10 protein-coding genes are annotated in these 12,320 nt (G+C 70.4%); 5 read left to right on the forward strand and 5 right to left on the reverse strand.

Annotation, left to right across the window (positions count from 1 at the left end):
- Window positions 1-158: 158 nt before the first annotated feature.
- The 5 genes from ACFVH0_RS25360 to ACFVH0_RS25380 are packed head-to-tail and all read right to left on the reverse strand — an operon-like array spanning window position 159 to window position 5,582.
- Complete coding sequence (locus ACFVH0_RS25360; RefSeq protein ID WP_385823772.1) at window positions 159-1,469, reverse strand: DUF58 domain-containing protein; 1,311 nt, start codon at window positions 1,467-1,469, stop codon at window positions 159-161.
- 10 nt (window positions 1,470-1,479) lie between these two features.
- On the reverse strand, window positions 1,480-2,481 hold the full coding sequence (locus tag ACFVH0_RS25365) for an AAA family ATPase (protein WP_385823653.1): 1,002 nt from the start codon (window positions 2,479-2,481) through the stop codon (window positions 1,480-1,482).
- Window positions 2,478-3,689: a DUF4350 domain-containing protein gene (locus ACFVH0_RS25370; RefSeq protein WP_385823655.1), complete on the reverse strand. Its 1,212-nt coding sequence runs from the start codon at window positions 3,687-3,689 to the stop codon at window positions 2,478-2,480. Before ACFVH0_RS25370 ends, ACFVH0_RS25365 begins: the two co-directional genes overlap by 4 nt.
- Entirely contained in the window at window positions 3,686-4,375 is a 690-nt protein-coding gene (locus tag ACFVH0_RS25375; protein ID WP_385823657.1) for a DUF4129 domain-containing protein, read from the reverse strand. The genes ACFVH0_RS25370 and ACFVH0_RS25375 overlap by 4 nt, the downstream gene beginning before the upstream one ends.
- A 4-nt stretch (window positions 4,376-4,379) precedes the next feature.
- Window positions 4,380-5,582 carry a glycerophosphoryl diester phosphodiesterase membrane domain-containing protein gene (locus tag ACFVH0_RS25380; RefSeq protein ID WP_385823659.1) on the reverse strand — a complete coding sequence of 401 codons (1,203 nt, stop codon included), beginning with the start codon at window positions 5,580-5,582 and terminating at the stop codon, window positions 4,380-4,382.
- 140 nt (window positions 5,583-5,722) lie between these two features.
- Here ACFVH0_RS25380 and mtnA point away from each other — a divergent pair, with 140 nt between their 5' ends.
- The 5 genes from mtnA to ACFVH0_RS25405 all read left to right on the forward strand — a co-directional run bounded on the left by mtnA (window position 5,723) and on the right by ACFVH0_RS25405 (window position 12,262).
- On the forward strand, window positions 5,723-6,871 hold the full coding sequence (gene mtnA, locus ACFVH0_RS25385) for an S-methyl-5-thioribose-1-phosphate isomerase (RefSeq protein WP_385823661.1): 1,149 nt from the start codon (window positions 5,723-5,725) through the stop codon (window positions 6,869-6,871).
- A 4-nt stretch (window positions 6,872-6,875) separates the two neighbouring features.
- On the forward strand, window positions 6,876-7,565 hold the full coding sequence (gene mtrA, locus ACFVH0_RS25390; RefSeq protein ID WP_187438793.1) for a two-component system response regulator MtrA: 690 nt from the start codon (window positions 6,876-6,878) through the stop codon (window positions 7,563-7,565).
- Window position 7,566: 1 nt separating this feature from the next.
- On the forward strand, window positions 7,567-9,591 hold the full coding sequence (gene mtrB / locus ACFVH0_RS25395; protein WP_385823664.1) for an MtrAB system histidine kinase MtrB: 2,025 nt from the start codon (window positions 7,567-7,569) through the stop codon (window positions 9,589-9,591).
- Window positions 9,581-11,446, forward strand: a complete 1,866-nt coding sequence (locus tag ACFVH0_RS25400; protein ID WP_385823666.1) for an LpqB family beta-propeller domain-containing protein — start codon at window positions 9,581-9,583, stop codon at window positions 11,444-11,446. The genes mtrB and ACFVH0_RS25400 overlap by 11 nt, the downstream gene beginning before the upstream one ends.
- Window positions 11,447-11,536: 90 nt before the next feature.
- Entirely contained in the window at window positions 11,537-12,262 is a 726-nt protein-coding gene (locus ACFVH0_RS25405) for a ComF family protein (RefSeq protein ID WP_385823668.1), read from the forward strand.
- Window positions 12,263-12,320: the final 58 nt, after the last annotated feature.

The raw sequence follows: 12,320 nt of genomic DNA on the forward strand, positions 1-12,320 counted from the left end.
TACTGCAGGGGGGACCCTGTGGGAGAGTAGGACGCCGCCGAACTCCTTTTACGGGAAAGCCCCGTGTCCTTGTGGACACGGGGCTTTTCTGCGTTCTACGACGGTTGGTCGGGGATCCCCTTCCCGATGTGTGGTTCGGTTTGCGGTAGAGGTATGTGTCAGAGCCGCCCCGCCCCCTTGAGGGCGAGGTAGGCATCGGCGAGGGCCGGGGCGAGATTGTCCGGGGTGGCATCGACCACCACCGCGCCGTGACGCTGGAGCTGCTCTGCCGTGCGGAGTCGCCTTGCCTGGGCCTGCGAGCCCGCCGCGGCTTCGTATATCGCGTCCACTGTGCCTCTCGAACCTGCCATTTCCTCGACATGCGGATCCGCCACAGAAGCCACCAGCACGGTATGGCGCTGGGTCAGACGGCGGAGGACGGGAAGCAGACCTTCCTCTACGGGGGCCGCGTCCAGACCGGTGAGAATCACGACCAAGGAGCGACGAGGAGCCCCGGCGAGCACGGCGGCGACGAGACCTCGGGCATCCGTTTCCACCAGTGCCGGCTCGACGGGCGCCAGAGCGTTCACCATGGCCGACAGGACCTCTCCCGCGGACCGGCCTTGGACCTGTGCGCGGACCCGACGGTCGTAGGCGAGCAGATCCACACGGTCGCCCGCGCGAGTGGCGAGCGCCGTGAGCAGCAGCGCCGCGTCCAGAGACGCGTCGAGACGGGGCACATCACCGACACGCCCCGCCGAGGTACGGCCGGTGTCCAGGACGATGAGGATGTGGCGGTCCCGCTCGGGGCGCCACGTACGTACCGCGACGGCGGACTGACGTGCGGTGGCCCGCCAGTCGATGGAGCGGGTGTCGTCGCCCGGCACGTACGCTCGCAGGCTGTCGAATTCCGTGCCCTCACCACGGGTGAGAACGCTGGTGCGGCCGTCGAGCTCACGGAGTCTGGCGAGACGGGACGGCAGATGCTTCCGGCTGGTGAAGGGAGGCAGGACCCGTACCGTCCACGGAACCTCGTGATTCCCCTGACGGGAGGCAAGCCCCAGCGGCCCGAAGGAGCGGACAGTGATGAGCTCTGCCAGGCGGTCGCCCCGTCGTGTCGGCCGCAGGAAGGTGGTCAGCCGGCGGCGCTCGCCCGCCGGGACCGCCAGTGCGTGCCGCGAGGAAGTCCGGTCCGTGCCGGTGGGCCAGCTGCTGGGAGGCCAGGCGTCGCGCAGGTGCGCCCGCAGTTTTCGACGGGAAGTATTGGTTACGGTGAGTTGCACTTCGGCGGCCTCACCGAGTCGAACGCTTGTGTCACCGGATCGGGTGAACTGGAGCGTTCGCACTGGTGCAGCCAGGGCGTAGTCGCAGAGAATTGCCAACGAGAGCGGTGCGTTGACTGCCAGCATTCCGGTCCAGCTCGGGGCCAGGATGCCTACAGGGAGTGACCCCAGGGCGGCCAGCAGGGCGGTACGTCCGGTGAGGGCCACAGTCACCGCCTCATCGAGGTACGGGGACGTGGGCGAGGACGGCCGTGATGACGGAGTCGGGGGTGACACCCTCCATCTCCGCCTCGGGCCGCAGTTGAATGCGATGGCGAAGTGTGGGGAGTGCCAGGGCTTTCACGTCGTCCGGGATGACGTAGTCACGTCCGGTGAGCCAGGCCCAGGCGCGAGCGGTCGACAACAGGGCGATAGCACCTCGGGGGGAGACGCCGAGGGAGAGCGAGGGGGATTCACGCGTGGCACGACAGATATCGACGACATAGCCGGCGATCTCGGGAGAGACCTTGGTCCGGGCGACCGAGTTGCGGGCGGCCTCCAGATCGGCCGGGCCGGCGACGGGGCGTATGCCGGCCGACTTGAGATCACGGGGATTGAAGCCGTCGGAATGACGGGTGAGGACGTTGATCTCCTCCTCCCGTGAGGGAAGAGGCACCGTCAGTTTGAGGAGAAACCGGTCCAGTTGTGCCTCGGGCAGCGGATAGGTGCCCTCGTATTCGACGGGGTTCTGCGTGGCGGCCACGAGGAAGGGGTCGGGCAGCCGCCGAGGAGTTCCATCGACGGTGACCTGGCGCTCCTCCATGGCTTCGAGGAGGGAGGACTGGGTCTTGGGAGGGGTGCGGTTGATCTCGTCTGCGAGCAGGAGATTGGTGAAGACGGGGCCGGGCTGGAAGGAGAACTCGGCTGTACGAGCGTCGTAGACGAGTGAGCCGGTGACGTCGCTGGGCATCAGATCGGGGGTGAACTGGACGCGCTTGGTGTCGAGTTCGAGTGACGCGGCGAGAGCCCGGACCAGGAGGGTCTTGGCCACTCCGGGGACGCCTTCGAGGAGAACGTGGCCTCGGCAGAGCAGGGCGACGACGAGTCCGGTGACGGCCGGGTCCTGGCCGACAACGGCCTTGGCGATCTCCGAGCGCAGCGCTTCCAGGGACGCGCGGGCTGTGTCGCCGTTCCCGAGGAGCTCGGTGGTCTCGGCGGGCACTGGGGGCGGGGCGCTCATGACGTGCGTACCTCTCTTTCGAGGGTGTCGAGTTGGTCTGCCAGCCGGACGAGAGCGGCATCGTCGGACGGGGCGGGTCCGAAGAGCAATGTCTGGAGGCTGTCGTCGGTCCCGCCCAGGCAGGCGGAAACGGCGGGGACGAGTGTTGACGGGGAGTGGGCGTCGCGTGGGGGGACGCCGATGAGTGGGGCGAGGCGGGTGCGGGTGGCGGAACGCAGAGACTCGGCGGCCCGGTCGCGGGCGTTCGCCTTGCGGTAGAGGCGGGCCCGGCCCTCGGCGGATTCGGAGGCTCGGATGGCCACGGGCAACCGTTCGGTCACCAGGGGGCCCAGGCGGCGGGCGCGCCAGATGGCGGCGAGCACGGCGGCCAGGGCGAGTTGCAACGTGCCCCACAGCCAGCCCTGGGGGATCAGGTCGGCGAAGCTGCGGTGGTCGGAGGCGCCGTCGCCTTCGGCACCCCGGTTCTCGGCGGCAGCGGATGTATCAGCGAGTGAGGGGAGGTACCAGACCAGATGAGGGCGGGAACCGAGAAGTTGCAGGGCCAGGGATGCGTTGCCCTGGTTGGCGAGTCTGTCGTTGCGAAGAAGGTCGGGGGAACCGAGGAGCACGGTGTCACCCGCTCCCTGCTCGACCAGGAGCACGGTGGGGAGGCCGCCGCTCGGGAAGCAGCCGATGGTGTCGAGCCCGTCCGATGTGTAGCCGAAGCCTCCTGTCTCGACGTCGCCGGCACTGCGGGCGGCGGGCAGGGAGCATTCGGGGGCGCGAGGCGCCACCTGTCCGGCGGACTCCGCCCGGACACCGGGAACCAGCGTGCGCACGGAGGGTGGGCCCGCTGCGAGCAGGACGGTACGGGCGGCCGAGCTTTCGGTGGCGGCGCGGAGTGCGCTCTGCTGGTGCGGTGCCAGCAGATTGGGGGACGTGACGAGCAACGTGGTGTCGGGGCCGGCTGCGGCAGTGGCGTCGTCGAGCGTGGTGACCACGCGAACGGAGACACCGCGTTCCTTGAGGAGCTCGGCGACGGCCCGGCTGCCGTAGCGGTCGGCGGAGCGAGGATCGAGGAGGCCGTGCTGGTCGCCGGAGCGGACGGTTGCCAGGGCTATTCCGGCGGCGACGAGTACGAGGAGGGCGAGGAGCACACCGCGGATGCGGACCCAGACCTGGTGAGGGGTGAGGGCCGACGAGGTGGAGGCCGCGGTGACCCCGGTCATTCGGCTGCCCCCTGGGCCGTGGTTGTGAGGAGGGGCTTGGCGGCTTCGAGGTCGAGGTCCAGGGCTCGTACGTCCAGGTATGCCTGCTGGTCGGCGGTACGGCCGCCGTATGTGACGTCGTCGAATGCCCTGGCCGCCGTGCGGAGTCGCGTCGCGTGTGCGGGGAGCGGTCGGCCCGCTTCGGCGGCGGCCTCATCGGCGGTGCGTCCAGGGCGGGGGTCGAGCAGGGCGCGCTCCTCCAGGGAGCGGACGATGGCGCGCATCCGTTCCTGGACCGCCTCGTTCCAGCGCTGGGCGGCGGCGTGGTCCTCGGCGGACTTCCGGTGTCCAGCCGCGCTGCGGGGGCTGTCGTCGAAGAGGGCGTCCGCGGACCGTACGGTGCGGCGCGGAGTGCCCAGCCGCCACCAGAGCGCGGCGATCAGGCCCACGACGATCAGCACGAGCACGACTAGGCCTACCGGGCCGCCGGGTGCGGCGCCGGAGGCGGTGTCCAGGAGATCGCCGATCCACTCCCAGAGCCGGTCGAGGCCCCGCTGGAGGAGATTGGGATCGTTCTCGTGGTACATCGGTTTGGACAGTTCGTGCTTCGCGTCCTCGCGAGCGGGGACACGTGGAGTGTCCACGGGTATGTCGCCGCTCGCGCGGATCAGTAGCCGTACTGCTGTGGTGCCCCCCGCCCCCGACACGGCATCAGCTCCTGGTGTCGTATCCGGGCAGGCCCGCCGCCCGGGCGAGTTCGAGGTCGAGTGCTTCGCGGCGGATGCGCTGATCGATGTAGAGCAGTGCCATCACGCCGGCGGAGAGCGGGTACGTGATCGTCGCGATGATCACCTCGCCGATGCCGGAGACGATCAGGAAGGGCCAGCCGAAGTCCGTGGAGCCGTCCGTGAGGGCGGAGCCGATTCCGTCGCCGTCCACGGCCATCGCGATGACGCCGAACGGGATGGTGATGATCACGGCCACGATGAGCGTCAGCAGCCCGGTAAGCGCCAGGATGCCGAAGGTCCGCCACCACGCACCACTGACGAGCTTCGCGGAGCGGCGCATGGAGGTGGTGATCGACTGCCGCTCCAGCATCAGCGCCGGCGAGGCGAGGCAGAAGCGGACCATCAGCCAGATGACGACGCAGAACGCGGCCATGAATCCGAGGAGAGCGAGTCCGGCACCCGCGGTGGAGCCGATGAGCAGGCCCGGCAGCAGGCCCACCGCCAGGATGGCGGCGCTGATCAGGGCCAGCAGCAGGGTCAGCCCCAGCAGCTGAGGAAGCCGGGGCCGGGCCTCGGCCCAGGCGTCCGAGAGCGTCACGGGGCGGCCCAGCACGGAGCGGCTGATCACCACGGTCAGCACGGATGTCGTGATCAGCGTGGCGATCATGGTGATGAGCAGGGAAGGCAGGCTGCTGAACAGGGTCGACTGAGCCGAGTCGGTGGCCTGCCGCAGCGCCTCCGAGCCGGTGGCGTTCGGGTCGATCCGAGGAGGCTCCGGCAGCAGGAACCGCTCCACGAGGATGATCGCGATCTGGGCGACCACGGACACGGCGAGTGTGATGCCGAGGACCGTGCGCCAGTGGGCGCGCATCGTGGAGACCGCGCCGTCGAGGATCTCGCCGACGCCGAGCGGCCGGAGCGGGATGACACCGGGCTTGGCCGCAAAAGGCGGCCGTCCCCAGCCGGGGCCCTGCGGTCCGCCGCCCCAGCCTGCGGGAGGAGGCGGTGTGCCAGGACCGGAGCCGGGAGTGCCCGGTGGGGACCACTGCCCTGCGGGCGGCTGCGTGGGAGACCAGTTCCCTGCCGGGCCGTTGCCGTCGACGGGCTCGGAGGGCCGGGGGACACCGGCACCCTGACCCTCGGAGGGGGCGGATCCGGGCGAGGCCCAGCCCGGAGTGTCGTTCATTCTGGCTCCTTCACGGTCCTGCCCGCTCATCGGGGCGGCAGGTTGGCAGCCATCGTGCCACGCGTTGCCCAGGTCTGGGCCGGGCGCTCCATCTCCTTCCTGCCTTCATTTGTGGGTGACTCACCGGGCAGACTGGGCGGATGGCTGATCAGGACGCGCAATCGCCGGTGGGCATCGAGCCCTCCGCGCTTCCCGTACTCCGCTGGGCCGAGCCGCCGGAAGGTCCCGCACTGGTACTTCTCGACCAGACGCGACTGCCGGCGGAGGAAGCCGAGCTGGTGTGCACCGATGTGCCCGCGCTGGTGCGGGCGATCCGGACGCTGGCGGTGCGCGGTGCCCCGCTGCTCGGTATCGCGGGGGCCTACGGGGTGGCTCTGGCGGCCGCCCGTGGGGACGACGTGGTGGCGGCCGCAGGGCTGCTGGAGCGGGCGCGGCCCACCGCGGTGAACCTCGGATACGGGGTACGGCGGGCCCACAGGGCCTATCGGGAGGCCGTCGGGAAAGGGGCGGATCCGGAGCGGGCCGCGGCGGTGGCCCTGGCCGAGGCCAGGGCGTTGCACCGGGAGGACGCCGAGGCCAGCGGGCGCATGGCGCGCTACGGCCTTGCCCTGCTGGACGAGCTGCTGCCCGGGGACGGTGGGTATCGCCTGCTGACGCACTGCAATACGGGGGCGCTCGTCTCCGGTGGTGAGGGCACCGCCTTCGCGGTGGCGCTCGCCGCACACCGGGGGAGGCGGTTGCGGCAGCTGTGGGTGGACGAGACGCGTCCGCTGTTGCAGGGGGCCCGGCTCACGGCGTACGAGGCGGCGCGCAACGGAATGCCGTACCGCCTCCTCACGGACAACGCCGCGGGTTCGCTGTTCGCCGCCGGGGAGGTGGATGCCGTGCTCATCGGGGCGGACCGCATTGCCGCGGACGGGTCGGTGGCGAACAAGGTGGGGAGCTATCCGCTGGCCGTGCTCGCGAAGTACCACCACGTACCGTTCATCGTGGTCGCGCCGACCACGACGGTGGATCTGGACACCGCGGACGGGGCGTCGATCATCGTCGAGCAGCGGCCGGGGGTCGAAGTGACGGAGCTCACATCGCCGCGGGCCGGGGTGGCGGGCGAGGATGCGGTCGGACTGCCCGTGGCACCGGTGGGAACCGCCGCGTACAACCCCGCGTTCGATGTCACGCCTCCGGAGCTGATCACGGCGATCGTCACGGAGGAGGGTGCGGTTTCCCCGGTCACGGGGGTCGGACTGGCAGAGCTGTGTGCCAGATCATCGCAGGTAACGATTAGCTAATGGGATGATGTCGATTATGAAGGGACGCGTCCTTGTCGTCGACGACGACACCGCACTGGCCGAGATGCTCGGGATTGTGCTGCGTGGTGAAGGGTTCGAGCCGTCGTTCGTAGCGGACGGCGACAAGGCACTTGCCGCATTTCGTGAGGCCAAGCCGGACCTGGTCCTGCTCGATCTCATGCTGCCCGGTAGGGACGGCATCGAGGTCTGCAGGTTGATCAGGGCCGAGTCCGGTGTGCCGATCGTCATGCTCACTGCCAAGAGCGACACGGTTGACGTGGTGGTGGGTCTGGAGTCCGGGGCCGACGACTACATCGTCAAGCCGTTCAAACCTAAGGAGTTGGTTGCCCGGATCAGGGCACGTCTGCGGAGGTCCGAGGAACCGGCGCCGGAGCAGCTGGCCATCGGGGACCTGGTCATCGATGTGGCCGGTCACTCGGTGAAGCGGGAAGGGCAGTCGATCGCCCTCACCCCGCTGGAATTCGACCTGCTGGTCGCGCTCGCCCGTAAGCCGTGGCAGGTCTTCACCCGTGAGGTGCTGCTGGAGCAGGTGTGGGGATACCGCCACGCCGCCGACACCCGGCTTGTGAACGTGCACGTCCAGCGGCTGCGTTCCAAGGTCGAGAAGGACCCGGAACGGCCGGAGATCGTGGTGACCGTCCGAGGGGTCGGTTACAAGGCCGGACCGAGCTGAGATGCCCCCGAGTAGCGCTGCTCCGCAGCCCGGGGAGCCGGGAGTCCGTGCGGAGCGGGCTGCCGGTCCAGGACACAGGGCGCTCCGGATCGGGCGCCTTCTGCAGGGCGGCCGGTTGTTCCACGACCGGGCGCCCGGCGGTCCTGTGCCGCGTTTGCTGATGCGTTGGGTGCGGCGTCCGCTGCTGCCCGCCGTGAGGCTCTGGCGGCGCAATCTCCAGCTGAGGGTCGTCGCGGGCACGCTGCTCATGTCGCTCGGTGTGGTGCTGCTCCTCGGGCTGGTCGTGATCGGGCAGGTGCGCAACGGCCTGCTCGACGCCAAGGGCAAGGCCGCCCAGACCCAGGCGGCCGGCGGTTTCGCCGCGGCCCAGGAGAAGGCGAACGCCCCGCTCACCCCCGGTGGGCAGGGCGGCGACACGGCGGACGGCGCCACCGCCAACAACTCCTGGCGGACCGAGCTCGTCGACCAGCTCGCCAGTGGCGGCAAGAACGCCTTCAACGTGGTGGCGCTCAGTGCCGACGAGGGAACCCGTGCCCCACGCGGCTCGGGCAGCGTGGAGGCGGTGAGCATTCCGCAGCGTCTGCGGGACGCGGTGAACAAGGGGTCCGGGGCGTTCCAGACGTACTCCGAGATCCAGTACGCGAACGGGCAGCAACCGCAGCCCGGACTTGTCGTGGGCAAGCGGCTCTACGACAACGACCACAATCCGTACCAGCTCTACTACCTCTTCCCGCTGACGCAGGAGGAGAAGTCGCTGACGCTGATCAAGGGCACGCTGGCGACGGCGGGACTCTTCGTGGTCGTGCTGCTCGGGGCCATCGCCTGGTTCGTGGTGCGGCAGGTCGTCACGCCCGTGCGGATGGCGGCCGGCATCGCGGAGCGGCTCTCGGCCGGCCGTCTCCAGGAGCGGATGAAGGTCACCGGCGAGGACGACATCGCCAGGCTCGGTGAGGCCTTCAACAAGATGGCGCAGAATCTGCAGCTGAAGATCCAGCAACTGGAGGAGCTCTCCCGGATGCAGCGGCGCTTCGTCTCCGACGTCTCCCACGAGCTGCGGACCCCGCTGACGACCGTACGGATGGCCGCCGATGTCATCCATGAGGCCCGCAGCGACTTCGATCCGGTGACGGCGCGCTCCGCGGAGCTGCTCGGGGACCAGCTCGACCGGTTCGAGTCGCTGCTCTCCGATCTGCTGGAGATCAGCAGGTTCGACGCGGGGGCCGCGGCGCTGGAGGCGGAGCCGATAGATCTGCGGCAGGTCGTACGACGGGTGATAGGCGGGGCCGAGCCGCTGGCCGAGCGCAAGGGCACTCGGATCCGGGTGGTCGGCGACGAGCAGCCGGTGATCGCGGAGGCCGACGCACGACGGGTCGAGCGCGTCCTGCGCAACCTGGTGGTCAACGCCGTCGAGCACGGCGAGGGCCGCGACGTGGTGGTGCGGATGGGGGTGGCCGGAGGTGCGGTCGCCGTGGCCGTCCGGGACTACGGGGTGGGGCTGAAGCCGGGCGAGGCGACGCGGGTGTTCAACCGTTTCTGGAGGGCGGACCCGGCCCGCGCGCGGACGACCGGCGGTACCGGTCTCGGGCTCTCCATCGCCGTGGAGGACGCCCGGCTGCACGGCGGCTGGCTCCAGGCATGGGGCGAGCCCGGCGGCGGTTCGCAGTTCCGGCTGACTCTGCCGCGTACCGCGGACGAGCCGCTGCGCGGATCGCCGATACCACTGGAACCCGAGGACTCCCGTCGTAACCGGGAGAACCGTGAGCGGGCCGCGGCCGCGCCGAAGGCCGGGAGCGAGCACCGGCTGACGGCCGTGCCGGCCCAGCCCGGCGGCAACGACCGGTCCGCGCTGCCCGTGCCGTCGCGAACCCCGGCGGCGCCCCGGACCGCGCCGGCCTCGGTGCACCCGGCGGCCCTTCCGGGGAGCGGCGCACGGGTGGTCGCCCGCCACGCCGAGGAGCGGTCGGGCGGCGAATTGGACACTGCGGTGCAGGACCCGGAGCGGGGGGACATGAATCGTGGGGACTGACCGTCGCAACGACGGCCGTGGGCGCGGGCTGGGGCTGGTCGCGCTGCTCGGGTGCGGTGTGGTGCTGCTGTCCGCGTGCGGCTCGATGCCCGTCACAGGCGACGTCAAGGCTGTCGACGCCTCGCAGCCCGGCGACTCCCAGGTGCAGGTGTACGCCGTAGCGCCGCGTGACAACGCCACCCCCAACGAGGTGGTCGACGGCTTCCTGGAGTCCATGACCAGTGATGACCCGCACTTCAGGACGACCCGTCGGTACCTGACGAAGAAGGCGGCCGGGACATGGAAGCCGAACGCGTTCACCACCGTGCTGACCAAGGCACCGAACCGGAACGACCGCCCTTTCCGTGACAGCGACCGCAACGCCACCGAGGCGACCTACACCCTGACCGGTGAGAAGGTGGCGACGGTCGACGAGCAGAGCGCCTATCAGCCGCTCGCGCCCACCGACTACAACCAGACCCTGCACCTGGTGAGGGAGAACGGGCCGGACGGCAAGGAGTGGCGGATCGACCTGGTGCCGGACGGTCTGCTGCTCGGGCAGTCGGACTTCAAGCGCCTCTACCGCTCCGTCAACAAGTATTACTTCGCCACGGGGCGGTCCGGGGGGCAGTCGACCCTGGTCGCCGACCCCGTCTATCTCCGCAGCCGGACGGACCCCGTCACGGGGATGGACACCGTGACACAGTCGGTCCGCAGTCTCCTCGCGGGGCCGACCAGTTGGCTGCGGCCCGTCGTCGCGTCCCGGTTCCCTCCCGGTACGGCGCTGAAGAAGGGCGTCACCTCGCTGGCGCCCGACGACCGCAACGTACTGAAGGTCCCGCTCGACAAGAAGGCGGACGGCGTCGGGCAGCGCTCCTGCCGCATGATGGCCTCGCAGATTCTCTACACCCTGAGGGACCTGACGTCCGCCCGGGTCGAGCAGGTCGAACTCCAACGCTCCGACGGCTCCCCGCTGTGCCTGCTCGGAGCGGACCAGGCGGAGGAGTTCGCCCCTGACGGTTCGTCCAGCGGGCCGGACAGCCAGTACTTCGTCGATGCCAAGGGGCAGGTGGAACGAATTCCCGGCAGCACCAAGGGAAGTGGAGTCCCGGAGGCGGTGGCCGGCCCGCTCGGTGACGGAACGGTGCGGATGGGCGCGGTCGGTGTGGCCAGGGACGAGCAGTCGGCGGCGGCGGTCTCGCGCGACGGGGCTTCTCTGTACGTGTCGTCCATCGTCTCGGACGGCGAACTTCCCGCGGCCTCGGTGACCAGCAGGTCCCACGATCCGAAGAACCGTCTGTCGACACCGAGCTGGGACGGCCGGGGCGACCTGTGGGTGGCCGACCGGGACCGTGACCGGCCCAGACTGCTGAGACTGGCCGGGGGTACCGGCGAGCCGCAGGAGGTCGCCGTGCCCGACCTGGACGGCGGGCGGATAGAGGCGGTGCGTATGTCCGCCGACGGAGTGCGGATCGCTCTGCTGGTGACCCAGGACGGCCGCAATACGCTGAAGATCGGCCGGATCGAACGGCGCGGGCCGACATCGGAGCAGCAGGTGTCGGTGGTGGAACTGCGCCAGGCCGCACCGCAACTCACGGATGTGACCGCGATGTCGTGGTCGGGCCGCAGCCGCCTCGTGGTGGTCGGCAAGGAGCAGGGCGGCGTGCAGCAGGTGCGTTATGTGCAGGCGGACGGTTCGACGTCCGCGTCGGGTGTGCTGCCCGGTGTGAACCAGGTGTCGTCGGTCGCGGCGGCGGACGACGAGCAGCTTCCGCTGATGGCGGCCACGTCCAGCGACGGGATCGTGAAGCTGTCGCCCGGTGACAACTGGCAGACGGTGGTCAAGGAAGGCTCGTCGCTGGTCTACCCGGGCTGAGATCCGCCGGTCCGGCCTGTCGGCCGAGATCCGGCGGCCACGTTTTCCACAGGGGTGGCCCGGTCGCTGTGGGAAGCGCACAGTGGAGTCATGCGGGGGTGGTGGCGCGAGATCTCCGGCCTGGTGCTGCCGGTGGCCTGCGGTGGCTGCGGCAGGCCACGCGTCGAGCTGTGCGAGGAATGCCGGGCGGCACTCCACGGCGGTGTTCCACGCCGGGTGAGGCCCGATCCGGAGCCGGTGGGCCTGCCGGTGGTCCATGCTGCCGCCGCGTACGAGAACGCGGTGCGTGCGGTGCTGCTGGCCCACAAGGAACGGGGTGAGCTGAGGCTGGCGGGAGCGCTCGGCAAGGCGCTGGCGGGGGCCGTACGGGCCGGGGCGGGGCCTGCGGGCGCCGACGGCCCGCTGTTGCTCGTACCCGTGCCCTCGGCGCGGCGTGCGGTGGCGGCCCGTGGCCATGATCCGACACGCCGGATCGCGCTGGCCGCGGCGGGAGAGCTGAGACGTGGTGGCATCCCGGCGCAGGTGGCCGCGGTGCTCCGGCAGCGGCGCGCGGTGGCCGACCAGGCGGGGCTGGGCGCCGGTCAGCGGCAGGCGAATCTGGCGGGCGCGCTGGAGGTCCTGGCCGGGGGCGAGCGGCTGCTTGCGGCCGGACGGGTGGTGCTGGTGGACGACCTTCTGACGACGGGTGCCTCGCTCGCCGAGGCGGCCCGGGCAGTGGCGGCGGCATGCGGGCACGCGGGGGCCGTCGGCAGTGGGCAGGCGGCCGTTGTCGCAGTATCTCCGTCGGCCTTCGAAATAAACCGGAACTGTCAATGAACTTGCATCGTTGCAGGTAGTGAGTAAGAAAAACGACCCGACCGGAGGTACGCGTGAG

This window comes from Streptomyces sp. NPDC127117 (assembly GCF_042677325.1).
In the GTDB taxonomy this organism is placed as follows: domain Bacteria; phylum Actinomycetota; class Actinomycetes; order Streptomycetales; family Streptomycetaceae; genus Streptomyces.

What these genes read in the sequence shown, in the direction of transcription:
- ACFVH0_RS25365 (WP_385823653.1), bottom strand. Translation starts at nt 2,481, where the DNA reads ATGAGCGCCCCGCCCCCAGTGCCCGCCGAGACCACCGAGCTCCTCGGG.
- ACFVH0_RS25370 (WP_385823655.1), bottom strand. Translation starts at nt 3,689, where the DNA reads ATGACCGGGGTCACCGCGGCCTCCACCTCGTCGGCCCTCACCCCTCAC.
- ACFVH0_RS25380 (WP_385823659.1), bottom strand. Translation starts at nt 5,582, where the DNA reads ATGAACGACACTCCGGGCTGGGCCTCGCCCGGATCCGCCCCCTCCGAG.
- mtnA (WP_385823661.1), top strand. Translation starts at nt 5,723, where the DNA reads ATGGCTGATCAGGACGCGCAATCGCCGGTGGGCATCGAGCCCTCCGCG.
- mtrA (WP_187438793.1), top strand. Translation starts at nt 6,876, where the DNA reads ATGATGTCGATTATGAAGGGACGCGTCCTTGTCGTCGACGACGACACC.
- mtrB (WP_385823664.1), top strand. Translation starts at nt 7,567, where the DNA reads ATGCCCCCGAGTAGCGCTGCTCCGCAGCCCGGGGAGCCGGGAGTCCGT.
- ACFVH0_RS25405 (WP_385823668.1), top strand. Translation starts at nt 11,537, where the DNA reads ATGCGGGGGTGGTGGCGCGAGATCTCCGGCCTGGTGCTGCCGGTGGCC.